The organism is Avibacterium sp. 20-126, assembly GCF_044358625.1.
Taxonomy (GTDB): domain Bacteria; phylum Pseudomonadota; class Gammaproteobacteria; order Enterobacterales; family Pasteurellaceae; genus Avibacterium.
Genome location: NZ_CP091457.1, coordinates 1699844 through 1726104, shown reverse-complemented (window position 1 = coordinate 1726104; position 26261 = coordinate 1699844). Strand labels below are relative to the sequence as shown.

21 protein-coding genes are annotated in these 26261 nt (G+C 36.7%); 5 read left to right on the top strand and 16 right to left on the bottom strand.

What is annotated here, in order from left to right; all coding sequences use genetic code 11:
• Nucleotide 1: 1 nt before the first annotated feature.
• Entirely contained in the window at nt 2-1138 is a 1137-nt protein-coding gene (locus tag L4F91_RS08080; RefSeq protein WP_395895874.1) for a glycerate kinase, read from the bottom strand.
• A 170-nt stretch (nt 1139-1308) separates the two neighbouring features.
• Here L4F91_RS08080 and rpsO point away from each other — a divergent pair, with 170 nt between their 5' ends.
• On the top strand, nt 1309-1578 hold the full coding sequence (gene rpsO / locus L4F91_RS08075; RefSeq protein ID WP_250349684.1) for a 30S ribosomal protein S15: 270 nt from the start codon (nt 1309-1311) through the stop codon (nt 1576-1578).
• Nucleotides 1579-1871: 293 nt separating this feature from the next.
• Here rpsO and apbC read toward each other — a convergent pair whose 3' ends face one another.
• On the bottom strand, nt 1872-2996 hold the full coding sequence (apbC, locus tag L4F91_RS08070) for an iron-sulfur cluster carrier protein ApbC (protein ID WP_395897856.1): 1125 nt from the start codon (nt 2994-2996) through the stop codon (nt 1872-1874).
• Between the two features lie 179 nt (nt 2997-3175).
• Here apbC and metG point away from each other — a divergent pair, with 179 nt between their 5' ends.
• Nucleotides 3176-5227 carry a methionine--tRNA ligase gene (metG, locus tag L4F91_RS08065; RefSeq protein WP_395895871.1) on the top strand — a complete coding sequence of 684 codons (2052 nt, stop codon included), beginning with the start codon at nt 3176-3178 and terminating at the stop codon, nt 5225-5227.
• Nucleotides 5228-5280: 53 nt separating this feature from the next.
• On the opposite strand, the gene mnmC is transcribed toward metG, so the two are convergent.
• The gene (gene mnmC / locus L4F91_RS08060; RefSeq protein WP_250363434.1) at nt 5281-7332 is read right to left on the bottom strand and encodes a bifunctional tRNA (5-methylaminomethyl-2-thiouridine)(34)-methyltransferase MnmD/FAD-dependent 5-carboxymethylaminomethyl-2-thiouridine(34) oxidoreductase MnmC; all 2052 of its coding nucleotides are present in this window, start codon (nt 7330-7332) and stop codon (nt 5281-5283) included.
• Nucleotides 7333-7489: 157 nt separating this feature from the next.
• Between mnmC and fabB the strand changes: the two genes are divergently transcribed.
• Entirely contained in the window at nt 7490-8710 is a 1221-nt protein-coding gene (gene fabB, locus L4F91_RS08055; RefSeq protein ID WP_395895869.1) for a beta-ketoacyl-ACP synthase I, read from the top strand.
• A 74-nt stretch (nt 8711-8784) separates the two neighbouring features.
• Here the strand turns inward: fabB and L4F91_RS08050 are convergent, their stop codons facing one another.
• From L4F91_RS08050 to L4F91_RS08015, 8 genes are all read right to left on the bottom strand, one after another.
• Nucleotides 8785-9447: a hypothetical protein gene (locus tag L4F91_RS08050; RefSeq protein WP_395895867.1), complete on the bottom strand. Its 663-nt coding sequence runs from the start codon at nt 9445-9447 to the stop codon at nt 8785-8787.
• Nucleotides 9448-9514: 67 nt separating this feature from the next.
• Nucleotides 9515-9922, bottom strand: a complete 408-nt coding sequence (locus tag L4F91_RS08045) for an SMI1/KNR4 family protein (protein ID WP_250349689.1) — start codon at nt 9920-9922, stop codon at nt 9515-9517.
• Nucleotides 9923-9924: 2 nt separating this feature from the next.
• Nucleotides 9925-10575 (bottom strand): HNH/ENDO VII family nuclease, encoded by a 651-nt coding sequence (locus L4F91_RS08040; protein WP_395895865.1) that lies wholly within the window; start codon nt 10573-10575, stop codon nt 9925-9927.
• A 76-nt stretch (nt 10576-10651) separates the two neighbouring features.
• Nucleotides 10652-13786, bottom strand: a complete 3135-nt coding sequence (locus tag L4F91_RS08035) for an ATPase, T2SS/T4P/T4SS family (RefSeq protein WP_395895863.1) — start codon at nt 13784-13786, stop codon at nt 10652-10654.
• A 4-nt stretch (nt 13787-13790) separates the two neighbouring features.
• The gene (locus L4F91_RS08030) at nt 13791-14423 is read right to left on the bottom strand and encodes a hypothetical protein (RefSeq protein WP_395895861.1); all 633 of its coding nucleotides are present in this window, start codon (nt 14421-14423) and stop codon (nt 13791-13793) included.
• A 116-nt stretch (nt 14424-14539) separates the two neighbouring features.
• A complete protein-coding gene (locus tag L4F91_RS08025) occupies nt 14540-16852 on the bottom strand; it encodes a dynamin family protein (RefSeq protein WP_395895859.1) in 2313 nt (770 codons plus the stop codon).
• Between the two features lie 120 nt (nt 16853-16972).
• On the bottom strand, nt 16973-17926 hold the full coding sequence (locus L4F91_RS08020) for a dynamin family protein (protein ID WP_395895857.1): 954 nt from the start codon (nt 17924-17926) through the stop codon (nt 16973-16975).
• Nucleotides 17927-17951: 25 nt separating this feature from the next.
• Entirely contained in the window at nt 17952-18857 is a 906-nt protein-coding gene (locus L4F91_RS08015) for a YafY family protein (protein ID WP_250363429.1), read from the bottom strand.
• Between the two features lie 288 nt (nt 18858-19145).
• Between L4F91_RS08015 and L4F91_RS08010 the strand changes: the two genes are divergently transcribed.
• A complete protein-coding gene (locus L4F91_RS08010) occupies nt 19146-19496 on the top strand; it encodes a helix-turn-helix domain-containing protein (RefSeq protein ID WP_250349696.1) in 351 nt (116 codons plus the stop codon).
• 28 nt (nt 19497-19524) lie between these two features.
• Here the strand turns inward: L4F91_RS08010 and priC are convergent, their stop codons facing one another.
• From priC to L4F91_RS07985, 5 genes are all read right to left on the bottom strand, one after another.
• The gene (gene priC / locus L4F91_RS08005; RefSeq protein ID WP_250363428.1) at nt 19525-20085 is read right to left on the bottom strand and encodes a primosomal replication protein PriC; all 561 of its coding nucleotides are present in this window, start codon (nt 20083-20085) and stop codon (nt 19525-19527) included.
• Nucleotides 20086-20192: 107 nt separating this feature from the next.
• The gene (locus L4F91_RS08000; protein ID WP_250363427.1) at nt 20193-21551 is read right to left on the bottom strand and encodes a Na+/H+ antiporter family protein; all 1359 of its coding nucleotides are present in this window, start codon (nt 21549-21551) and stop codon (nt 20193-20195) included.
• Between the two features lie 53 nt (nt 21552-21604).
• Nucleotides 21605-22258 carry a ribonuclease T gene (rnt, locus tag L4F91_RS07995; RefSeq protein WP_250351661.1) on the bottom strand — a complete coding sequence of 218 codons (654 nt, stop codon included), beginning with the start codon at nt 22256-22258 and terminating at the stop codon, nt 21605-21607.
• Nucleotides 22259-22335: 77 nt separating this feature from the next.
• The gene (gloA, locus tag L4F91_RS07990) at nt 22336-22743 is read right to left on the bottom strand and encodes a lactoylglutathione lyase (protein WP_250349699.1); all 408 of its coding nucleotides are present in this window, start codon (nt 22741-22743) and stop codon (nt 22336-22338) included.
• A 70-nt stretch (nt 22744-22813) separates the two neighbouring features.
• Nucleotides 22814-23515 carry a YggS family pyridoxal phosphate-dependent enzyme gene (locus L4F91_RS07985; protein ID WP_250363426.1) on the bottom strand — a complete coding sequence of 234 codons (702 nt, stop codon included), beginning with the start codon at nt 23513-23515 and terminating at the stop codon, nt 22814-22816.
• A gap of 290 nt (nt 23516-23805) precedes the next feature.
• Between L4F91_RS07985 and thrA the strand changes: the two genes are divergently transcribed.
• Nucleotides 23806-26253 carry a bifunctional aspartate kinase/homoserine dehydrogenase I gene (thrA, locus tag L4F91_RS07980; RefSeq protein ID WP_250363425.1) on the top strand — a complete coding sequence of 816 codons (2448 nt, stop codon included), beginning with the start codon at nt 23806-23808 and terminating at the stop codon, nt 26251-26253.
• Nucleotides 26254-26261 lie beyond the last annotated feature (8 nt).

The following is a 26261-nucleotide window of genomic DNA, read 5'->3' as shown; positions in this document are numbered from 1 at the left end:
GTTATCTTGTGGCTAACTGATAAAATCGGGCAACATTCTGTGCGGTTGAAATCAGATTTTCTTTTCCTGATCGTAAGGTGTTTTCCAAGCTATCTAGCTGACGAATAATAGGAAATACCGCATCAATACCCTGCTCATACACCACTTCGTAATCTTCTCGTAGGCAACCTACGATAGCAATAACAGGCTTGCCAAATTGTTTGGCTACTTTAGCGACGCCAATTGGCGTTTTTCCGTATGCACTTTGCCCATCCATTCTGCCTTCACCTGTAATCACTAAATCCGCATTTTGTACTTGTGTGGCAAAATTTAAGGTTTCTAATACAATATTTACCCCTTTTTTCAACCGCACTTTAGGGAGAAGCAATAATCCACCGCCCATTCCTCCTGCCGCGCCAGCTCCCGCTTGGTTAGCAATATCAATACCAAGTTGTTGCCGCACGGTTTGTGCAAAATGTGCAAGTGCGACATCCAGTTGCTGAACCATTTGAGGCGTTGCTCCTTTTTGTGGCCCGAATACTGCTGATGCCCCTGTCTCACCACACATTGGATTGCTCACATCACAAGCAACCTCAATTTGTACTTGGGCTAAACGCGGATCAAGCTGGTGTAAATCAATATGAACGATGTTAATTAACTGCTCGCCACCATAGCTTAAAAGCTGATTTTCACCATTGAGAATACGTGCGCCTAAGGCTTGCAACATTCCTACACCTGCGTCATTGGTTGCACTCCCTCCAATACCTAGAATAATTTTTTTAACGCCATAATTTAATGCCTCTAAAATCAATTCTCCCGTACCAAAACTGGTGGTTTTCAATGGATTGCGTGCTTCCATTGGTACAAGATGCAATCCAGAAGCCGCTGCCATTTCAATGAATGCGGTTTTACCATCACCAGAAAGCCCCCAAAATGCATCAATTTTATTACCTAACGGGGCAGTGACAGTACATCGTATTAGCTTTCCTTTGGTGGCATCCACCAAGGATTGCACCGTACCTTCACCACCATCAGCCATTGGGATTTTACAATATTGCGCTTGTGGAAAAATCTTTTTAAAGCCAATTTCAATCGCCTCCGCTACTTCAAGAGCAGTTAAGCTTTCTTTGAATGAGTCTGGTGCAATGAGTATTTTCATTATCAATTCCTTCGTAAAAACCTATTGTTATACTACCTTGCTAACCGAAAAAATCTCAAGATATTTATTGCATTTTTTTGCCTAGTCGTTACAATTATCGCTCCTTGTCGGCGCTGAATTAGAGATCGGCGTTTGATGTATGATTAACCCCTATAATTGAGGATTTAACTATGTCTCTAAGTACAGAAAAAAAAGCAGAAATCGTTGCTGAGTTTGGTCGTGATGCAAAAGATACTGGTTCTTCAGAAGTTCAAATTGCATTATTAACAGCGCAAATTAACCACTTACAAGGTCATTTTGCTGTTCATAAAAAAGATCACCACGGTCGTCGTGGTTTGTTACGTATGGTTTCTCGTCGTCGTAAATTATTAGATTACTTAAAACGTACTGATTTAGCTAAATATAGCGAAATTATCGCGCGTTTAGGTTTACGTCGCTAATCATTAAATTAAGTAAAGAAAACGCTCAAGAGATTGAGCGTTTTTTTATGCCCGGGATTGGGTGATGTGCAGAATGAATTTTCTTTTATGCGTAAAATTGCCGAAAAAAACACCGCACTAATGTATGAGAGAATAAGGCAATTTTACATCGTATGGTACAGGCTTAGTGCTTTATCGCCAGTCGTTTAGTTAAGCGATATAAGGGCGAATACATCAAACCGCCCTTATATTGAAATTAGATGCGTTGAAAAACTTGTGAAAAAAGCACCGCACTTGGTGAAGTGCGAATAGGTTTATTCCACCGCTTTAAATAAAATTTCGCTTGGAATAATCTCTCCTTGCCAATAAAGTTCGCTGGCAACGTTTTCTGCTAACTGTAAGAAAGATTGGGCAATTTCGCTGTCTAGGGCAGAAATCACCGTAGGTTTACCGTTATCCATATCTTCACGTAGGCGGATATGTAATGGTTGTTGTGCGAGGACTTTTACTTGATATTTTTCTGCCATTTTTTCAGCGCCACCAGTGCCAAAAATCGGTTCGTGATGACCGCAGTGGCTACAAATATGCACCGACATATTTTCCACAATACCAAGCACAGGGACAGAAACACGCTGGAACATTGAAATCCCTTTAATCGCATCAATTAAGGCGATATCTTGTGGGGTCGTAACCACAATCGCCCCGGTTACAGGGATTTGTTGTGAGAGCGTAAGCTGAATATCTCCCGTTCCCGGCGGCATATCAATCACTAAATAATCCAGCTCTACGCCATCTTTTGCCCATAGGGTTTCTTGCAAAAGTTGGCTTAATGCACTGCTTGCCATAGGCCCACGCCAAATGGTGGCATTATCTGGTTCCATTAAATAGCCAATTGAATTGGTTCGTAGGCCATATACTTCAATAGGATTAATGTGTTTGTTATCTGGCGAGGTTGGGCGTTGATCTGCGACGCCAAGCATATGAGGTACGGAAGGACCATAAATATCGGCATCAAGCAATCCAACTTTTGCCCCTTGTGCTTGTAAGGCTAAAGCTAAATTTACTGAAACCGTGGACTTGCCCACACCACCTTTGCCTGAACTCACCGCAATGATATTTTTAATACCTTTCACTGCAGGGTGGTTATTGGCACGTTTTAATGTGGCGATTTGATAGTTCAGCACCCATTTTACTTCTTGTGCTTGGGTGATTTTTTCTAATTCCTTAGTTAGGGCGGCTTTTAATTGTTCAAAACCGCTATTCCAAGCAAAAGGCATCGCAATTTCAATGCGTAAAACGCCTGCACCGAGTTCTACTTTTTTGATTGCATTGAGGTTAATTAAATCACGCTGTAAGCTTTGCTGTTTAAATTGTTGGAATCGTTGTTGAATCTCGGCTTGTTGCGCCTCGTTTAAATTCGCTGAAAAATGAATGCTCATCATTATTTCCTATTGTTAAGTCGATCGTAAGTAAATAGTTGAGTAAATTTGTTGGTATATTTAAACACGGCAACGCGGTGCTGTTAAGTATAAATTGAGATAAACCGCCTTGAACTGGAAAAAATACCGTCAATAAGGTAAAATTCGGCACAATTTTTCTGATGATAAAGGAACAGATAATGTCAAATTCACCTCGTAAAATTTTAGTCACTTGTGCATTGCCTTATGCCAATGGCCCTATCCATTTAGGACATATGCTTGAACATATCCAAGCCGATATTTGGGTGCGTTTCCAGCGTATGCGTGGCAACGAAATTTATTTTGTTTGTGCCGATGATGCGCACGGCACGCCAATTATGTTGAAAGCTGATCAAATGGGCATTACACCTGAGCAGTTAATTGCCGATGTACAGCAGAAACATATTGCAGATTTTGAAGGCTTTAATATTAGCTTTGATAACTATCATTCTACCCATAGTGAAGAAAATCGTGAATTGGCACAATGTATTTATCGTAAATTAAAAGAAAATGGTTTTATCAAAAGCCGTACTATTTCACAATTATTCGATCCTGAAAAACAAATGTTCTTGCCTGATCGATTTGTTAAAGGGACTTGCCCAAAATGTAAATCCCCTGATCAATATGGTGATAATTGCGAAGTTTGTTCTGCCACATATAGCCCAACAGAATTAATTAATCCACGCTCTACGGTTTCAGGTGCAACGCCAGTGTTGAAAGAGAGTGAGCATTTTTTCTTTGATTTACCAAGTTTTGAAGCAATGTTGAAAGAGTGGATTCGCTCTGGATCCTTGCAACAGGAAGTGGCGAACAAAATGCAAGAATGGTTTGAAGCGGGTTTACAACAGTGGGATATTTCTCGTGATGCCCCTTATTTTGGCTTTAAAATTCCTGATACAGAAAACAAATATTTCTATGTTTGGCTTGATGCGCCAATTGGTTATATGGCATCGTTTAAAAACCTCTGTGAGCGTAAAGGGGATTTAGACTTTAACGATTTTTGGCGACAAGACAGCCAAACGGAGCTTTATCATTTTATTGGTAAAGATATTATGTATTTTCACTCCTTGTTTTGGCCCGCGATGTTAGAAGGGGCAGAATTGCGTAAGCCAGATAATATTTTTGTTCACGGCTATGTTACCGTAAATGGCGAAAAAATGTCGAAATCTCGTGGCACATTTATCCAAGCGGCAACTTACTTAAAACATTTAGATCCAGAGTATTTACGCTATTATTATGCGGCGAAATTGGGGAATAGAATTGACGATCTTGATCTCAATTTAGAGGATTTTGTTCAACGAGTAAACACCGATGTGGTGAATAAATTAGTTAATCTTGCTTCACGCAATGCAGGGTTTATTCAAAAACGTTTTGATGGCGAGCTTGCTGCAACCTTGCAAGATCCACAATTATTTGCTGAATTTACCGCACAATCTGAACAAATTGCAGCCTATTATGAAAATCGCGAATTTGGTAAAGCGATCCGCGAAATTATGACATTAACGGATAAAGCGAATAAATATATTGATGAAAAAGCACCTTGGGTTATTGCCAAAGAAGAAGGGCGAGAGCAAGAATTACAGCAAGTTTGTTCAATGGGTATCCAACTTTTCCGTGTATTAATGGGGTATTTAAAACCGGTGTTACCGAAATTGGCAGAGCGTGCCGAAGCCTTTTTACAAGCCGAAATTACTTGGGACAACCTTGCAACACCTTTGCTCGCGCATAAAATTGCACCATTTAAGGCATTGTTCTCTCGTTTAGAGATGAAACAAATTGAACAAATGATTGAGGCATCTAAAGCTGAAAATGCACAATTACTTCCACAATCCCATAGTGAGAAAAGTTCGGTGGAAAATTTACAATATATTGAGCCTTTTGAAGACACGATCAGCATTGATGATTTTGCCAAATTAGATTTGCGCGTTGCCAAAGTGCTAAAATGTGAAGCCGTGCCTGAAAGTAACAAATTATTGAAATTTATCTTAGATTTAGGCGTTGAACAACGCCAAGTTTTCTCTGGGATTAAGGCGGCTTACAATAAACCTGAAGAATTAGAGGGGCGTATGGTGATTATGGTTGCCAACCTCGCACCGCGTAAAATGAAATTTGGTATGTCAGAAGGAATGATTCTTTCTGCGGGCAGTGGCGGCGCAGATTTATTCTTACTTGATGTTGATTCTGGTGCAAAAGCAGGGGCGCGCGTGAAGTAATCAAGCGTAAGAGGAAATAGCGAAAAGGCGAACATCAGGTTCGCCTTTTTTGTTTATGCAACGGGCGTGCCTTTTAGCAATTTCCTTATCCAACTACGATTTGGGCTGAGTTGATGCAAAATATCTTCACTTAATGGCAAGGGTTCGCCGTAAATTAATGATGCAAGGACTTCGCCAAGTAAAGGGGCGGAAGTTAATCCCCTTGAGCCTAATGCCCCGATTAAATAAAGATTACGATGTATTGCGGCTGGTGGAATGGGCTGTTTGCGGCGGCGAAGATTGAACAAATTATTGTAGTCTGCTACTTGCTGAGTAAAATCTGGCACGTTACCGACCATTGGAATACGATCTCGCACCGCACAACGCACGCCAACACGCGCAAGATTGTCAGATGTATCGATCGCGTTCACCCATTCAGCCCCCGCAAGATTATGTTGAATTTTATATTGATTTTGTTGCTGTTCTTGTGAGCTGAATTGACGATCTTGATTATCGCGAACGTGGCTCGCCCCAATGCAATGGCTCGTTTGATGTTGATCGGCGGGAGTGAGATAACCGTCATAGCAAAGCACGGCATTAAGTTGCTTTAATTGTGGTGTTGTGGGAATTTGGCTCACTTGCCCACGCACGGGATAAACCGGCAATTCTTTCGTTTGATGAAAGTTTTTTAGCTGATGTCCATTGGCAATAATGACAATGTGATGAGAAAAGGTTTCACCCTGTGCATTGGTCAATTGCCAATTTTCATCTTGCAGTGAAAGTGCGGTAATTTTTTGCGATGTTTTTATGCTTACGCCCTGTTCGGCTAGATAGCTAAATAAATTTTGCACTAATTGACGAGGAGCAAGCCAAGCCCCTTGTGGAAGAAATGCCCCACCACAAGGCAGTGGTAAACCGACTTTTTCGCTTAATTCAGTTTGGGAAAGTGGTTGGAATAAGGTTTCAGGCAAATCTAACGCAGAAATTTTATCTAATTTCACCGCACTTTTATGATCATAAGCACAGAGGGCAACGCCACAAAAAGCGTGTTCAAATTCAATTCCCTGTTTAATAGCCCAATGTAATTGCTGCTGCCCATATAAAAATGCGTGGATATAAAAACGAATATTACGTTTATCATCATCACTCAGTTGTGGATAAAATGCCCCTTGTTTATTGCCAGAAGCATTGAGGGCGGTTTGTTCATCTTCGCAATATAAGGTGATGTTTGCGCCTCGTTGTAATAAAGACAGCGCAGTAAAGGCGGAAGCAATTCCCCCGCCGATAATGGCAATATCTTGTTGATCTACTTTGCTAGGGCGCGGTTTGCTCAGCGGAGCTGATTGAGCCAAATACCAAGGGGTTAAGATTGCCAAAGTGCGGTGATTTTTTTTGTCATTTTCTGGTTTTACGCCAGCTAAACATTCACGCTTTTTACCATAGCCTTTGCGTTTATGTACGCAAAACCCTGCATTTTCTAACCCTTTTCGCACCGCACTGGCTGCCGTAAAGGTGGCAAATGTTCCATTCGTTTTGCAATAATTGAACATTGCAGTATAAAGTTGTGCGTTCCACATTTGCGGGTTTTTACTCGGAGAAAAGCCATCTAAAAACCACGCATCAATACGATTTTGCATATAATCACCAAGTTGCGGTAAGTTGTCTGCGATATCGCCAAACCAAACATCTAATGTGCTTTCATTAAAATGAAAACGCTGGCAGCCATTAATCATTGGTTGCCAGTGTTGGCAAAGTTGCTGGCTTAACTCAGTAAACTCCGCATAAGGCAGGTGCGTTTCGGCTAACTGCGTTTGATTCAATGGATATTTTTCAAAAGAAATAAAGAACAGACGTTTTAATGGGCTATGGGGATGAGCTTGTCTAAATTGGCGAAAGAGCGTGGTTACGGCAAAAAAATTCAGCCCTGTACCAAAGCCTGTTTCTCCGATCACAAAATGAGATTGTTCAAAATCTTGCCAACGTTGCCATAATTGATTTCCTTCTTGAAAAACATAGCGACTTTCTGCTAATCCATCTTGATTAGAGAAATAAACATCATCAAATGTAGCGGAAACAGGCGTTTTTTCTTGGTTAAAATAAATCTCGGCGTGATTAAGTTTAAACATCGGTGTGGTTATCTTTGTTGTACTGATTGAGTTTGCTATAATAACGGAATTTTCTGGATTGGTCGAACCTTCAAAGAAATGCTTGCAATATTTTCATTTCGTAGTAAGTTAGCGACCGACAAATCTATTTACTCTTTCAACCCAAAAGGAATAATTTATGAAAAGAGCGGTAATTACTGGTTTCGGCGTCATTTCTAGTATCGGTAACAATAAAGAAGAAGTGTTAGCTTCATTAAAAGTGGGCAAATCAGGCATTGAATTAGTGCCAGAATTTGTCGAAATGGGTATGCGTAGCCATATCGCAGGAACACTTAAAATTACTCCTTCAGAATTAATTGACCGTAAAGTTTACCGTTTTATGGGCGATGCAGCCGCTTATGCGTATCTTTCAATGAAAGAAGCCATTGAAGATGCCGGATTAACAGAAGAACAGGTTTCTAACGATCGTACAGGCTTGGTCATTGGTGCTGGAACAGGTTCGGCACATAACCAATTAATCGCTTGTGATGCTGTGCGTGGGCCTCGTGGTGTAAAAGCCGTTGGGCCTTATGCGGTAACCAAAACAATGGCATCAAGCGTTTCAGCTTGTTTAGCGACTCCTTATAAAATTCGTGGTGTCAATTACAGCATTAGTTCAGCTTGTGCGACTTCAGCACATTGTATTGGACACGCACTAGAATTAATCCAATTAGGCAAACAAGATATCGTATTTGCAGGTGGTGCTGAGGAACTTTCTTGGGAATGTGCAACAGAGTTTGATGCAATGGGCGCGGTTTCGACAAAATATAATGATACGCCAGAGAAAGCTTCTCGCGCTTATGATGCAAACCGTGATGGTTTTGTTATCGCAGGTGGTGGCGCGGTGGTTGTCGTTGAAGAATTAGAACACGCCCTTGCTCGTGGTGCAAAAATTTATGCAGAAATCGTAGGCTATGGCGCCACTTCAGATGGTTATGATATGGTCGCGCCGAGTGGAGAAGGGGCAGAGCGTTGTATGAAACAAGCAATGGCAACCGTAGATACTCCGATTGATTACATCAACGTACACGGCACGTCAACACCCGTTGGTGATGTGAAAGAACTTGGTGCAATTAAAAACGTATTCGGTGAAAGCCAACCTGCGATTTCGTCTACAAAATCAATGACAGGACACTCCTTAGGTGCTGCAGGTGCGCACGAAGCCATCTACACATTATTAATGTTAGATAACGATTTTATTGCCCCAAGCATTAACATTGAAACCCTTGATCCACAAGCTGAAGGGATGAATATCGTAACAAAAACCAAAGAAAACGCGGGCTTAAATACCGTGATGTCAAACAGCTTTGGTTTTGGTGGCACAAATGCAACCTTAGTTTTTAGACGTTATACAAAATAATATTCATTAAAAAGACATAAAAATAAAGCAGGTTAAATACCTGCTTTATTTTTTTGTATGATGAGTGATATTTTTTATTTATTTTTTACTAATGGATAAAACGGTTTACCCCAATCTAATTTATCGTAGTTATTCATCATAATTTCAAGCATTGTAGGTAAAAATAAAGAAAGAAGTTGGCAACTTACCTTTAATTGCTCACGGTTAACAGAACTATTAAAAGTTGCACCACCGTGAATAATCTGATTTCTTAGCGTATAAAGACGGCCAAACAGTATAGACAAAATTTGAGGTGTATTTTGTTTTTCTAATGCAGAAAGCAAATGTCTTTGTTCATTTTTCTCTTCTTTAAGGTATTGCCGTTCGGTAATATCGCCATTATGAAAACGCCAAAATGGCTGAAAAATAAAGTGATTATTTGTAAGTAAACGAATAGGCTGGGAAAAATTCTTCCATACTAGAGTATAAATAGTTTGCTCTTCATCTAAACTACAAATTCGTAATAAAAACTCATTTAAATTAACCCGCTCTTTATTTTCTAAATTCTTAATTTCTTTAGCATAGGCAGAATTAAATGCTATCCAAAGAAAAATAAATTTAGTATCTAAATCTTCAGTGGTTTCAGCCTGCTTCAACCAACTTAATGCGCGGTGGATACGGAGTTTAAAGTTGTCGGAGTAGTTTTGGGAATCTTTATTTTGTTTAAAATAAGTGGTAAGAGTTAATATATCTCTCATAAAGCTATCCTCACTAAATATAATTTATAATTAGTAGGATAGCATATATTAAGATATTAGCATACGGTTATTGTTCTAATATATCTAATAAGAATTCTGTTAATGAATTTTGTTTGTTTTTTATAATAGAGTTACTGGATGCCGACCATACATATATTTTACCATCGTTATTATCATAAATATAATATTGACCATCTCCAATGTCTAATAAAGGAATATAATTGTTAGGAATGTTTACATTATATTCTTTAAATTCTTTGAGTAAGTTAAGAATATTAAGATAGTAATCAGTTGAAACTCCCAATCCATATATTTCATCACTGTTGTAACTTAATATACCAAAACTAGATAAAAAATCTCTATATTCAGATGAAAATTTTATACCTAACTGTCTTTCAGCTGATAAAATTTCGTTTTCATTAGCTGGGCGAATAATAGCACCTTTTGCTACAAATTTATTTGCTAATTCTTTCATTGTTATACTCCTTGTTTTTCTATAATTTCAGCAGCACGTTCTTTCCAGTGTTCTTCTTTTTCTTTTTTAAAACTCTCACGATCTATTTCAGATTCTTTTTTCACATCATGCAATATAGTGTGGTTACCTGGTCCTCTATGTTCTCTTGAAGTTAATTCAGCGAGAGGTGAATTTTGATTTTGTCCAATATGATGAAGCTCAATTGGTTTACCACCTTTATCTAAAGGTGCAAGTCCTTGTTGCATTCTACCTAGGTTAGTTCTCCCTAATTCATCTTTTTGATTAAGATCAATATCTTCTTTGCATAGAACAAATTTCCCATTAATTTCTTTTGGCATTAAGCTTGCCCCTTGATAAATATCAGCCTCTTCTTCTGATTTTATCATATCAACTATTTCGGAAGGCCAGATTAATGTGAGTTTTTCAATGGTTTCTTCTTTCACTGGCGTAAAATGCTCTTTAGCTAAACAATCCATAACATTTTCTGAGTTAGAAGGATCTTTAGTGTCAGTAGCGACTTTGTCAGTTATATTAGCTTCATCAAAAATATCTTCAATAGTAATTTTATCATCAGCCCATACTGGTAACTCTTTGCTATTGACCTCTTTTGTGTCTATCGACGGTGTTTCTTGTGTTTCTAATTTATTGAGCATATAAACTCCTAGTCTTTATAAAGTTATTTTATATTCTGTTAGGTATTCTCAGCTGAATGAGAATTTAATATATGACTTATAGTAGATTTTTTCTGATTGTATTATGTATAAATCCTTCAATATTCCTCGTGTTTTCAAAGTTATGATGTAAATTCTCAATAATAAGTTGAATTAATTCATTAACCTCTTTTTCTTGAATATTATCTTGTCTAGATTGAAGTTCTTTGATTCGTTGAGTTACTCCATTTTGTAAATCAAAAAAATCTAGTAGAATTTTAAATGTCTTATCCGGACAGTCCCAAAATGGAGAATTGCCTTTTTGTTCATAATGTTGAATTAATTTGTGTAAATATGAGCTTTTACGAGCTGATGAACTAAACCGATTTACCCCTTTTTTTAATACATTAATATCAAATTGGCTTTCATTTTCTAGCTGTTTATGTAATAAGAAACGGATTAAATGTTCATTGAAGATTTTCTTTTCATCTTCTTCATTGGCAACATATTGATAAGGTTTTTCTTCACTATCAAAATACGCAATTTTACATAGGATTGGCTCAAGCCAGTTATTTTGATAAACAACAGCGATACCTTTTGGTAATTTAGCTATTTCTTCTAATTGTTCATCATTAACTCCAGCAGCTTTTCCGGCTAAACGGCGATCTGATTCGTCTGGTAAACGCATAATAATTTTCGTATTAGTGTTTCGGATTGCAGAAATATCCACTGCATTTGGTGATTGATCTGCAATGATAAAACCTTCTCCATAAGTTCGCATTTCAGCAATCGCATTTGAAAGCATTTCAACCGATTTACCAGTAACATTAGAACCCTCTGAACTTTGTTCCGTTGAAGTGCGTTTTAAGATATTGTGGGCTTCTTCTAAAACTGTAATGTGTTTTAGAGGTTCATTCATTCCTGTTGCTGTAGCTATTCTATGTTCACTTAATCTCATTATTAAGATTCCCATAATCAGCGATTTTGTTTCTTGTGAACCGACACGGCTTAAATCAATAATGACATTTTCATCAAAGAGTAATGAATTATCTAATTCATCAGCGTTAAAAATTTGACCATTTAAACCATTTGTTAATGATTTAATTCGAGTTGCTAATGCACCACTATAATTACTCTTCATTTCGCTTGAATAATTTGATTTTTCAATCACAATTTCTAATTGATGTAGCAAATCAACAAAACTAGGAAAACGATTTGGTGTTCTTGTTGTAGAAGAAATTAAATTCCAACCGCTAGCTTCATAAGCTGAAAGTATTGCATCTTTAAGTACTGCCGGCATCGCAGCATACATTGGCCAACAAACATTAAAGATCTCAATTAAACGATCAATATGTTCTAAAATATGTACTTCAGCTGGGAATTTGAATGGATTAATTTTTAGTAATTTGGCTTGTTTTGGATTTGTGCCGAAAACAGCAACATCTTCACGATGTCCAAATACATTTTTGTATTCCCCTTTGGCTGGCTCAATGACCATAAACTTCACTTCATTTTTATTGAATTGATCAAGTAATTGATAGACGGTATTACTTTTTCCAGAGCCAGTGGAACCTGTAACAAAAATATGACTAGATAGAGTTTGCAAATCTAAATTAACTACTTGTGCTTTTTCTGACCACAAATGGAAAATCTTACCTAATTCGACTTTTGGCTTATCTTTATTAGAAGAATTTACACTTCCTACAGCATCTATGACTTGAATTTTTCTTCCGAAAGATTTTCCTTCTAATACGGAAACCGTAGATGTAGAGCGACGTGGTAAACCTAGTTGAATGGCCATTTCTTTTCCTGAAACTAAGACCGCGGGCGTAAAAAATGGAATATCAACACCTTTTACAAAATTCCCTGACACTCTTGGATGAGAAAAATTCTTCAGCCATGTAAGTACTTCTTTCGTTTTGTTTGGATCTTGTTTATTCCATATTGTAAAGGCAAAATCTTCTGCACTTGATGTATTACCACGCATTAAGCTAAAAAACATACTGGCAAGTGCTTGTGAAGTGGCTAAATCCTCACTAATAAAATAAGCAGCAGAATTCCATCCGCCATAACGTCGTGCTTCATCAATACGCTCTAAGTTGTGATCCACCTTTTTCAACAATAGTTCAATGGTTTTATTCGTAAATTCAATCGAACGTTGCTTACTTGTACCAAGCGTGCGATTTACATTTCTTCCTGTTGTTGTTCCGTAACTATCAGTCGTTGAGGTAGTTTGGGACTGACTTTGGCTTTCATTGCTTCCTGTTGTTGTGGTAAATGTCGTACTCTTAGTATTTGTTTTACTGGCAAAAACGCCAATTGATGAAGTTGATGATATTGATGCAAAGTCGATACTTACTCCGCCAGTTATACTTCTAGAGTAATTTCCCCCCATTGAATATGCAACACTTGTACCAGTTGATTCAGAGTGCGATTCACTTGTTCCTCTGGTTTCAGTGAGACCTAAACTTTTACCAAGTGATTGACTAATGTTCTCACTAATACTAAGTCCTACACTATCACTTTCATTTTCACCATAAGATAAGGTTGTTTTTAATAATGGAGAAAGCTGGGTTGCTACTCCTTCATACCCTTGTTGAATTAAATCTAATTCCATAGTGTTTACAGGTTCTGCAAGAATTAATGCTTGATATATGCGTCCTTCAGCAGCATCAATAAAATGCTCTAATCCCTGCATAAAGTATTCACGTTCATCGGTAGATAAGGATGGAACACTGGTTACAGCAGTAATATTTTTATCACTTTCATCTAATTTATTTACTAATTCTTCAATTTCGTTACCATTTAATGAAACTAATTGAGTGCCTGAGAAATGTCCATTAATTGTTTCTTTCAGTAATTTTCCTGCTGCATTTCCTAAAGATTTTTTGGCTTTACCTTTTGTTCCTAGATAAATGGTTGTCTCTTTACCATCACTATTTAGAAATAGAAAGACAGAATGTCCGGCTGTACCTAATGTAGCATAGGTTGCAGTTAAACTTTCTAGCATTGATTGTTTATTTTCTAAAATAATACGTTCAATACGGAAAATGCGTATATCAGTTGCAAGATGAATACTTTCATTATGCACTAAAGGGAGTAATTCCTCATTGTTTAATGTTGCCAAATATTGTTTATTTAATAATTGATATGTACTATCTAATGAGGATTGTGTTTTTTGGCTAAGTTCGGCCAGTTTAACTTTATCAGACATTGATTTAATCTCCGTTTTTTAGATATAAGAATAAGGCTGTAGCTACAACTAATACGACTCCACCAATTAAACAAACAGTTTTTATAAAATCATTGTTGTTCTTAGGTTCATACAATGAGTTAGCCGTTTTTCTATTCTCTTTTCTCTTGATATCTGATTGTGTTTTATTAAATGTTTGTGAGCCATTATTCCCTTTTGATTCAGATGTATTTATTTTCAGTGTTGTACTCATTTCTGCTCTATTTATGCTAGATTGTGATCTATTGGACATTTGGAAATCAGGATCGCCTTTTTTCATCAACGTCTCACGCACGTTTAGTAAGTGTAGAATACGCTCTAAAGTAAAATTACGATTTAAGAAAACTTGCTGTTGGTAAAAATAATTTTTATTCCAATCATTTTCATCATCGCTAATTGGTGAAACATAGATACTTTCTTCAGCCTCTTCAAATACTGCGTTATTTTTCTCATAAACATAATAAATTGATGCTAGTACCGTTTCGATAGGAAGCGAAAAATTCTTCAAAATCGTCATTAATGCAGAACGAATATCAGATAAATCATTTTTATCTAATGCATTTTTTAAATATTTAACAGGAATAAAGCCTGTAAGGTTTGGTCTTTTTTGTGTATCCATTGTTTTTTCTCTCATTTAGTTGTTTAAAATTGACCGCATATTTTTTTAAGTGCGGTCAAATTTTATCTAGAAAAATATTCTTTATTTAAATAAATCGTTTCTTTTATATCTATCCTTTATAAAGCAATAACATCATCAATTTCTTTTTCAAATGCTTTAATTTTTTCCAGATTTTTTTCTGCTTCTTGAATTGCCTCTTTAAGATTTTTATCATCTCTCATTTTGGCTTCCATATCTTGACTGATGTTAGTCATTTGTTTAGCAAACTCTTCACTAATAAACTTACTAAAAGTGTTAATTTGCTCTCTAATATCTGTTCTAATTTTATTGACTACCAAGTTAAAAAATTGGTTAAATTCGTTATCAAGCATAGGAGATATAACCTCGTTCCAGGTAGCATCCGCATCAAAAATCTCTATTTCTTCGTAAATATATTCAGGATCGGCCCACCAAGTGAATGGATTCCAAAGTACAAATCTTGATCTTTCTCCGACTCGTACCTCTTCTGTTTGTGTTATTTTTTTAGCAGATTGTAATTTTTCTAAACCAAAGTTGTAACCAATGTTAGACATTGCTTTTTTTAGGTTAGCTCGTGGAACCTTAGGTATATTAATATTGCTGAAGAAAGTCTCAAGATATTCTTTATAAATTTCTATCAATGCCTCCTGAGTTTTATCTTGGGCATTTAAGATTAAATTTTCAGATTTTGAAATTAATTCCGCTTTTTGATGTTCAAATTTATTACTAATTTGTTTAATGACTTCGTTAATCCCATTATCTGTTTTATACTTACTTCTATTTTTATCAGATTTAAATGTTTCCCCCTCAAGCTCGATCATTTCACGAATCTGTGCTTCTAGTTCATTGATTTTATTTAATGGCTTAGCTAGTGAAAGTTTATTAGGATCTTTTTCAGCTTGATCTATTAGTTTATCTAAATCTTTTTTGGTGCTTTCTCTTATTTTTTTAGCATCTTTTAAGCATTGTAGAGCGTCTTTTATCTTTTCTCTTTGCTCCTGATATGATTCCAAGTTTTTTATAAGATCTTCTTTATTTCTTGCGATATTTGTTACATTTTTAAGGGCATCATAAGCACGGAAAACACGTTCAGGTATGCTATATTTATCAATATAGTTATCGATTACTGCTTCAATGGCTGGGATACCAGTGTGTAATAATGCGATATTCTCTTCATTCTGTAATTTTTGTTTCACCGGCGTACTTAATGGCATATATTTGGTGAAGTCAATGCCAATATAATTATCTTCTTTATCATCTAAGGCACGAAACTCCCAGTTTCTCAAGTCGCTCATTTCGGCACGACTCAAGGTAAAATTAAATTGACGTTTTCTAAGTAAAGAAGCATTTCTGGCACTAATTGGGAAAATTAAAGGATCAGCAATACCAAAACTTTTTATATAGTCTTTGCATTTTTCTAAAATAGATTGAATACTTTCGCCTTTCTCTTCATCAAAAGAATCTGCTTTATTTAATAAGAATAAGAAACGATCTTTATTCTGTACCCCACCTTGTTTCATTGTTTCTGCAATCATAGTTAATGTCTGTTTATCATCATTAATACCGATTTGTGTAGCATTTAACAAGTAACAAATTAATGGCTTTTTAGTATTATCTTGAATTTTTCTAAATGTTACGATCTCGTGATCTTTATCTTGGCTATTATTTGGACCGGGAGTGTCTGTTAAAATTAAACGAATGTTCTCTCTTGCATTTATACCAAGCACATTTCCTTCTAGTTTAATAATAGCGGTATCTTTATGAAGTTCGGTACTATTCCAATCCTTTAATATATTAAGAGTAACCTCATCAGATTTTTCTACACAATTTCCTGCTTTATCAATACGTCGCCCTTTAAACACACCTTTATCTAATTCTTTATTATCGGTGATTTCAGCAATAATTGCGGTTGTTGCTTCATTTGCCGCGGGAAGTAGTTCGCTCCCTAATAATGAATTTAAGAAGGTAGATTTACCTGCAGACATTGTAGCTGCAACATAAATATCAAAATCATTACTTAATGCTTTCTCTAAATTTTCTTGGGTTTTAGGTTGCTTCATTTGTTCTGAAAACAGTGGATGTTTTTCAGCTTTATGAATTAGATGCTTAATATCATTTAAACGGTTATCACTATCAGCAACTTTAATCCATTCAAATTTAATATTTGAGTTGGTTTTTTCAATATCTGTTTTTACATCAACAGCATCATTTTCAAGTCCTTTAAAAATAACTTTAAAGTTAGTGCCATTGAATAATTCATCTCCCACTTTTTTAAAGAATCCTTCAATCCAAAGTTGAATTCTTCGATTTACATAATTATTTAGGAAAATCTGTTCGTCAGGTTTTTCATCATTAATAAGAAATGTTGTTTTTATTGTAAACGGATTATGTTCGATATAAATGGAGTTCATAATTTTTCCTTTTATTTACTTAAGTTGATTAATCAAAGTTTTGCATTTTAACAAAGCCAATTTAAGCTTGTTAGTATAAAAATAGATTTACTCTTGTTTATTAGATAAGAAAAAATCTTTCTAAACTTTTTTTATTTTATTAAATGTATGATCTATTTTATTCTGTAATAAATAACAAATCTCACCAAATCCAGTATTATAATAATATTCTTTAACCTCTTTTATTGATTTGTTATTTGCTAAAATCTCATTATCTTCTTTAGAGAGATTAGTCTGTATAAATGATTGAGCTAATTTTTTATTTTTTCTTGATAGGCTTGATGCACCTTTAAATAAAAACTCTGGGGATTCGAGTAAAACAGATAAATCATACTTTTCACTTCTAGAAAAAACATCGCTATTTAGTAGTTTTTGAAATAGTAACGCCTGTTTTGCTGAGATTGTGATAATGTTTGGGGATTTAAATCCAATCTCGTTTAAGTATTGTTCAACATTCTTAATTAGTTGAACAATGCTTAATTCTTTTTCTGTATCAATTTCATCTGCTTTATTTAAGATAAAAATAATTTCTTTTTTAGTATCTTGTTTTATTGTATTATAGATTTTTTCTAATAATAATCGGTCATCATTGATACCGAACTGTGTGGCATTTAATAAATAAAGAATCAATCCATATTCCTTGTCATTAATGACTTCCATTGTTAATAACTCGTGATTATCATTTTGACTATTATTGGGACCGGGTAAATCATAGATTACTAATTCGGCACGAGTATTTTTAATAGTTTGGATATCACCATCAATATCAATTTTTTTTATTTCAGGAGCTTTGTTCCATTTTTTTAAAATTTCTGCATTGATATTACGAGATTTTTCAACTAGCTTACCATCATAATTATAAGCAGAACCTGAAAAAAAACTTTTATTATCTTTATCGTGGATACGTGTAATGGTTGCTGTTGTAGCTTGATTAGCTGAATGTAATAATTCCGTACCAATAAGGGCATTGATAAATGTCGATTTTCCTGCACTCATTGTGCCAACTACGATTACTTCAAATAGATTCCTTTTCATTTCCTTATTCCTATATTTATATTTCCTATTTACTTTCCATTTTATTTAAGTATTGTGCTAAGTTATTTTGCAATTCTATTTGTAAGTTTTGTGGGCTGATGATCACAAGATGAGGAATCCAATATTGCACAATCGGTAAAATATCTAATGGGTTTACATTTTGAGCAGCAAGCAGTAACTCACCATTTTCTAGCTTATGCACCAATTTTTGATTCGGGAGTAAGTTACGACGCAGGAAAAAAGGTGAAGCAAAAGCTGAAACTTGAATGACAACTTCAGCAATCATATTTCCGTGCGAGAGTGAATCATTCCTTTTAATTTCTTCGATAAATTGCTGATTTGGGGTAAAGGTTTCTGCAAGTACCTCTAGCTGACTAATTTGAGTAAAGCAAAAGGTTTTTTGTTTGTTGTCTTGATGTTGATCGGTGCCAATTAGATACCAGATTCCATTTTTGTTAGTCAGTGAGTAGGGCGCAATTTGGTAAAAATTTGTTTGCTGAGTGGTGAGTTTACAATATTTAAATGAAATAAAATTATTGTTGCTAATGGCTTGTTTTAATTGATTAAATTGTGCTTGAAGATGTGATACATCTTCATATTGAAAACCTTTAACTTGCACTGACTGAGTTAATTTTTCTTGGTAAAAGGCCTTATCGACACTTGGAAAAAGATTGGAGATACTGGCGAAAAGGGCAAAACGTTGGATATCTTCTTCGGTGAGAATATCCAATTTTTGACGGTCTAGTTTATAAAATCTTGGCCCTAGCTCTGCCCAAGGAAGAAAATTAAGGCGTTCGTTGATATCACGTTGTAAGGTTCTGATTGATACATCAAAATCCTCTGCTAACTCATTAATATCAAGACGTTTTCCCAAATTGAGCTGGGATAAAATTATGCTTAAGCGTTGTGCAAGCTGATGCGTTTTCTTCATAACTTTTCACTTATGGGCTATTCATTAAAAGTTATTCTAAATTAAGTTAAAAAAAGACTTGCGTCAGGTTGTGTCGTCCAATAAAAATTTTTTCGCTTTTCGCTTTTCGCTTTTCGCTTTTCGCTTTTCGCTTTTCGCTTTTCGCTTTTCGCTTTTCGCTTTTCGCTCAAAAATAGATTTGTAATAAATATAATATTAGATGTTAAAGATCTAATGTAAGTATGTTCCGCTATTTATGTATAGAAGTCAATATCTATTATTCTCTCTTCATTATAAGGAGAGAGAACAATGCTTGATAAAGATGAACAGCTATTACTTACAATAGGTCAAGCGATTGCAAAATATCGTCAAGCGGTAGGATTAACCCAAGCACAGTTGGCAGAAATTTTAGATATTAGTAATGATGCGGTGTCAAGAATGGAGCGAGGCAAGTCTGTACCTAATATTTTGCGTTTATTAGAATTATCAGAAATCTTTCATTGTGAAATTGCGGATTTATTAACAAGTAGTAGTAATCGTTCAATGGATCAAGCAAGACAATTAGAACAATTATTGCACGGTTTAGACAGTTATGAACGCGCAGAATTAATCACAATTATTGAGCGAATGTTAAAATGGAAAGCCTATTCTGAAAAATAAAGCCTGTGTTTTGATACGGCTATATTTTCTATTGCGTATTATCTAAATGCTCTTCTAATAATTCAATCGCTTCTAAACAACGGGTACGGCGTTGTTCTGTGTGGCGGATAAGTTGCTGAAGCTGTTGTTTTTTTAATTCGTTTTGTGTTTGGATATATTGATCTTGCTGGTGAGCGATTTTTTGGTTTAATGCTTGTAAGGCTTCGTAATATTTAGCTAATCGTTCTCTTGGTGGAAGGCGATGGATGGCGTGCTGTTGTTTATTTTGAGCCGATTGTGGAGAAGGATTAGTAAAGGTTTTTTTATCTCTTCTTTTGTGTTGTTTGAGGGCATCTAATAAGGCTTGTAGCTGGGCGAGCAGTTTTTCAGTATAAAATTGACACTGAGTGTGTTCGTTTTCTTGCAAACGTTCTATTTGGGCGAGTGTGTTGTTTAATTCTGTGCGATAAAATTTGAAATGTTGAAAATCTTCACTAAATAAAGTGCGGTCAAATTTTGCATAGATTTTTTGTGTGTCTGATACGGGATATTGTTGGTAGCATTGTGCTATTTTTTGGCGTAATGCTTGAATAAGTTGGGTTTTGTTCATCTTTCTGTTCAATATTGATTTAGTGAGATTTACACAGTGGAAAATTATCGCATAAAAAAGGACATCTTGTGATGTCCTTTTACTGCTTATTTTGTGTATAACATAACTTATAAATACATTGCCGCAATCCAACCAAAAATAATGAGTGGGATATTGTAGTGAATAAAGGTAGGGACAACGGAATCCCAAATGTGATCGTGTTTGCCGTCCATATTTAAGCCTGATGTTGGGCCTAATGTAGAATCCGAAGCCGGTGAGCCTGCATCACCAAGTGCCGCAGCGACACCAACAATAGAGACTGTTGCAAGTGGGCTGAAGCCAAGGGTTAAGCAAAGTGGCACATAGATTGAGGTAATAATTGGTACCGTTGAGAAAGATGAGCCAATGCCCATTGTGATAAATAATCCAACGATTAACATTAAGAATGCGGCTAATCCTTTATTGTTTGCCCCTAAACCTTGGCTGAAGGTTTGAACTAATTCAGTTACGCCACCTGTGGCATTGATTACCGCTGCGAAACCTGAGGCTGCAATCATCACAAAGCCAATCATTGCCATAAGGCGTAAGCCTTGTTGGAAAATATCGTTACTTTCTTTGAGTTTGAAAATACCACATAGGGCAAAAATGATTAAACCAGCTAAACCGCCAATGATGGTGGAATCGGTAAACAACTGTAAGCCAAAGGTAACCACAATCGCAATGAGGCTTGCGATGACGTGGAAAGGTTTAATATTTGCAATATGCTGTTCAATTTCAGCGGTGCTAAGTGTTTTGTCTGCCACCGCATATTCTCTCGGTTTGCGATAAGTAATAAATACCGCCGTGAGCAAGCCTAAGATCATTCCGATAACAGGTAAGCCCATAGCAAGAGAGACTTCGCCAACACTAGTGTGTAAGCCTAGTGGTTCGCCAACCTGATTAATATTTTTTACTAAAATACTTTCAATAAAGATTTTCCCAAATCCCACCGGTAAAAGCATATAGGTTGCGGTTAAACCAAAGGTTAGCACGCAAGCAACCGCACGGCGATCTAGCTTAAGTTTATTGAAAATAGCTAAAAGTGGAGGGATAACAATGGGAATAAAGGCAATATGCACAGGCAATAAGTTTTGTGATGAAATAGAGAAAATTACAAGCACGGCTAAAATAAAATATTTAAAGCCTGCCATTGAAAGCCCTGTTGGCGAATGGCCTAATTTTTGGATAACTTTAAAGGCAAGGAGATCGGTGATGCCCGATTTCGAGATTGCAACAGCAAAAGCACCTAAAATAGCATAGTTCATTGCCACTTCGGCACCGCCACCTAAGCCACCTGTGAAGGTTTGAATTGTTTGGCTAAGATCAAGATTACTGCATAAACCAGCCGTTAATGCGGAAATAATCAAGGCGATAACCACATTGATACGCAATAGGCTTAATGCAAGCAATACAATGATCGAGATAACAACAGGGTTAGAGAGTAACATTGCATAGTCCTTATTTAAAATAATAGAAAAAATAAATAAAAAAATTACCGCACTTATTCTGTGATGTGGTGAGGGAAACCACCAAGTTGTTTAAGGTGATTGACCATATAACAGAATAATTCCGTTGTGCGTTCTGTATCATATAAAGCTGAATGTGCTTGTTTATGATCAAAGGGGATATTTGCCGCTTGGCAAGCTTTTACCAAAACAGTTTGTCCAAACATAAAACCACTTAAGGTTGCGGTATCAAACATTGCGAAAGGGTGAAAAGGGTTACGCTTTGCCTTTACACGTTCTGCCGCTGCCATCAGAAAACTTTGGTCAAAGGTGGCATTATGCGCCACAATAATTGCACGTTGGCATTCTGCTTGTTTTTGTGCTTGACGAACCATTTTGAATAATTCACTGATTGCGATATTTTCAGAAATTGCCCCTCGCAATGGGTTATCAATATCAATGCCATTAAATTTTAATGAGTCTGGGTTAATATTCGCCCCTTCAAACGGCTTAATATGAAAATGACATTTTTGATCAGGGATCAGTAACCCCTCATCGTCCATTTTTAGTGTAATCGCGGCTAATTCTAATAACGCATCTGTTTGTGGATTAAAGCCTGCGGTTTCTACATCAATCACAACAGGGAGATAACCACGAAAGCGGTGCTTTAATAAATTATAGTTTATCGGTTCTGTGGGAGTATCAGTCATCATATTATTTATTAATAGAAAGTGCGGTGTAAAATTTAAGTGAAATTTTCACCGCACTTTGTATAACTCTTAAGGGGTTAATTGCCTAAGCCAGCTTGAGCGTTTTTATTTTCGATAAATTCAATTTTATAACCATCGGGATCTTCAACAAACGCGATCACGGTTTTCCCGCCTTTTACAGGGCCGGGTTCACGGGTTACTTTACCGCCAGCTTGACGCACGGCTTCACAAGTAGCATAAATGTCATCAACACCAATAGCAATATGGCCATAGGCATTACCTAGCTCGTATTCATTGACGCCCCAGTTATAAGTCAGCTCAAGAACGGAAGACGTCTCTTCATCACCATAGCCAAGGAATGCAAGGGTATATTTATATTCGGGATTCTCACTGGTACGTAGCAAACGCATACCTAATACATCTTGATAAAATTTGATTGAACGATCTAAATCGCCCACGCGTAACATTGTATGTAAAATTCGCATTATTTATCCCCTTATTTGCTTAAACGAACAGGCATTATGCCATAGCGTGAATAAAAAAGCATTATACAGTTTAGGCTTTATAATCTCTTGCCCCAAAAATTGCCGTTCCGACACGAACCATTGTTGCGCCATATTCAATGGCACAATGCAGATCATCAGACATTCCCATCGAAAGGGTATCAATTTGACATTCAGGCAACGCCTGCTGTAATTGCTGGAATAACTGTTGCATTTGTTGAAAGGAGTGTTTTTGCTGTGCAATATCGGTGGTCGGTGCGGGAATTGCCATTAACCCTCGTAAACATAAGTGCGGTAAGTTTTTGATATGCTCTGCGAGAGGCAAAATTTCCGTAGGCTGAATACCTGATTTGCTTTTTTCATCACTGATATTTATCTGAATAAGGACATTCAGTGGTTTTTTATAATGAGGACGCTGTTCATTTAAACGATCTGCAATTTTGCTACGATCAAGGGTTTGCATCCAATCAAAGTGTTCCGCAACAAGACGTGTTTTGTTTGATTGCAATGGGCCAATAAAATGCCATTCTAGATCTAAATGGTTGTCAGCAAGCTGTTGAATTTTTTCTACCCCTTCTTGGACATAATTTTCACCAAATTGACGTTGTCCAGCTTGATAAGCCGTAAGAATGGCTTCGACCGGTTTGGTTTTGCTCACAGCAAGGAGGGTAATTTCTGCTGAATGACGTTGTGCTTGTTGGCAAGCGTGCTGAATATGTTGTTGTACCTGTTGCAAATTATGTTGAATATCCATTGTCGGGAATAACCTATTTTTTATAAACATTAAGGAAATATTCTATATTATTCATTTTCTATTTGACAAGGCGTGAAAATTTCGGTATTTCTAACAGCACATTTTTTATTAAGAAAAAATTGACAATGCAACGTACTATCACAATGCTTACCACCACGATGATTACCATTATTACAATGAATGGGGCGGGGTAGTGCGTTAAACACAGGAACACAAGAAACCCGCATTCTAAAGTGCGGGTTTTTTTATAAGTATTTTAACTTTCACAACATTATTTTTAGGAGATTTCTATGCGCGTTTTAAAATTCGGTGGCACATCGCTTGCCAATCCAGAACGCTTTTCGCAAGCAGCCCGATTGATTGAAAAAGCTCATTTAGAAGAGCAAGCGGCAGGGGTATTATCTGCGCCTGCGAAGATTACAAATTATCTTGTTGCCCTTTCTGAAAAAGCCAGCCAAAACCTTCCTACCGATACCGATTTTAATCAAGCACGTGAAATTTTCTATACCATTATTAATGGGTTATATGCAGAAAATGAGAAGTTTGATCTTGCCGGTTGTAAGGCCGTGATTGATGCAGAATTTGCACAAATTGCAGAATTATTAGCCGAAATTCGTGCCAAAGGCGTGTTAGACGATGCGGTAAAAGCAACCATTGATTGCCGTGGTGAAAAATTATCTATTGCAATGATGAAAGCGTGGTTTGAAGCACGTGGTTACGAAGTAACGGTGATTAATCCGGTGGAAAAATTATTGGCACAAGGAAGTTATTTAGAATCCTCTGTGGATATTGAGGAATCGACCAAACGTATTGATGCCACTCGTATTCCAAAGAAAAATGTTGTATTAATGGCAGGGTTTACCGCAGGTAATGATAAGGGGGAACTTGTACTATTAGGGCGTAATGGGTCGGATTATTCTGCTGCCTGTTTAGCCGCGTGTTTGAATGCTTCTGTTTGTGAAATTTGGACGGATGTAGATGGCGTGTTTACTTGCGATCCTCGTTTGGTTCCTGATGCACGCCTATTGCCAAGCCTTTCTTATCGTGAGGCAATGGAACTTTCTTACTTCGGTGCAAAAGTGATCCACCCACGGACTATCGGGCCACTTGTCCAAGCCAATATCCCTTGTTTAATTAAAAATACCGGTAACCCTGAAGCCAAAGGGTCAATTATTGATGGCAATGCACAATCTGAACAATTACAAGTAAAAGGGATCACGAATTTAGATAATTTAGCGATGTTCAATGTATCAGGGCCGGGAATGCAAGGAATGGTGGGAATGGCAGCGCGCGTGTTCTCAACAATGTCTAAAGCAAAAGTGTCGGTTATTTTGATTACTCAGTCGTCTTCTGAATATAGCATTAGTTTCTGTGTGCCGGTAAAAGCGGTTGATATTGCTAAAAATGCCTTAGAAGTGGAATTTGCCCAAGAACTTAAAAATCAAGATCTTGAAGAGATTGAGGTGATTAAAGATCTTTCGATTATTTCTGTCGTGGGCGAAGGAATGCGACAGGCGAAAGGGATTGCCGCGCGTTTCTTTTCTGCCCTAGCTCAAGCGAATATCAGTATTGTTGCAATCGCACAAGGCTCTTCTGAGCGGTCAATTTCTGCTGTTGTTCCGCAAAATAAAGCGATTGAAGCGGTAAAAGCAACTCACCAAGCACTTTTTAACAATAAAAAAGTGGTAGATATTTTTCTTGTCGGTGTCGGCGGTGTGGGAAGTGAATTAATTGAACAAGTAAAAAATCAGCGTGATTATTTAGCAAAGAAGGACATTGAGATTCGAGTTTGCGCTATTGCAAATTCAAATAAAATGTTACTTGATGCAAATGGGCTAAATTTAGCCCATTGGCAAGAGGATCTCGAAAATGCGACACAGCCTTCTGATTTTGATGTGTTACTTTCTTTTATTAAATTACATCACGTGGTGAATCCGGTTTTTGTTGATTGTACTTCTGCTGAAAGTGTGGCTGGGCTTTATGCACGGGCATTAAGTGAAGGCTTCCACGTGGTTACACCAAATAAAAAAGCCAACACAAGAGAACTTGCCTATTATCATTTAATGCGTGAGAACGCACGCCAAAGCCAGCATAAATTTTTATATGAAACAAATGTTGGGGCTGGTTTACCTGTGATTGAAAATCTGCAAAATTTACTCGCAGCAGGTGATGAGTTAATTCGTTTTAGCGGTATTTTATCAGGCTCACTTTCCTTTATTTTTGGTAAGTTAGAAGAAGGTTTGTCATTATCTGAAGTAACCACACTCGCACGAGAAAAAGGCTTTACTGAACCCGATCCACGAGATGATTTATCAGGGCAAGATGTGGCACGTAAATTGCTTATTTTAGCACGTGAAGCAGGAATGCAATTGGAATTAACCGATGTAGAGGTAGAAGGCGTGTTACCAAAAGGATTTGCGGAAGGTAAATCGGTGAATGAATTTATGGCAATGTTACCACAGCTTGATGCCGAGTTTAATGATCGTGTAGAAAAAGCAAAAGCAGAGGGTAAAGTCTTGCGTTATGTCGGACAAATTGAAAACGGAAAATGTAAAGTGTCTATTGTGGCAGTAGGGCAAGATGATCCGCTATATAAAGTGAAAAATGGCGAAAATGCCCTTGCATTTTACACCCGTTATTATCAACCTATTCCATTATTATTACGTGGTTATGGGGCGGGGAATGCCGTTACTGCAGCCGGTATTTTTGCGGATATTTTAAGAACATTACATCATTAAGGAGCATT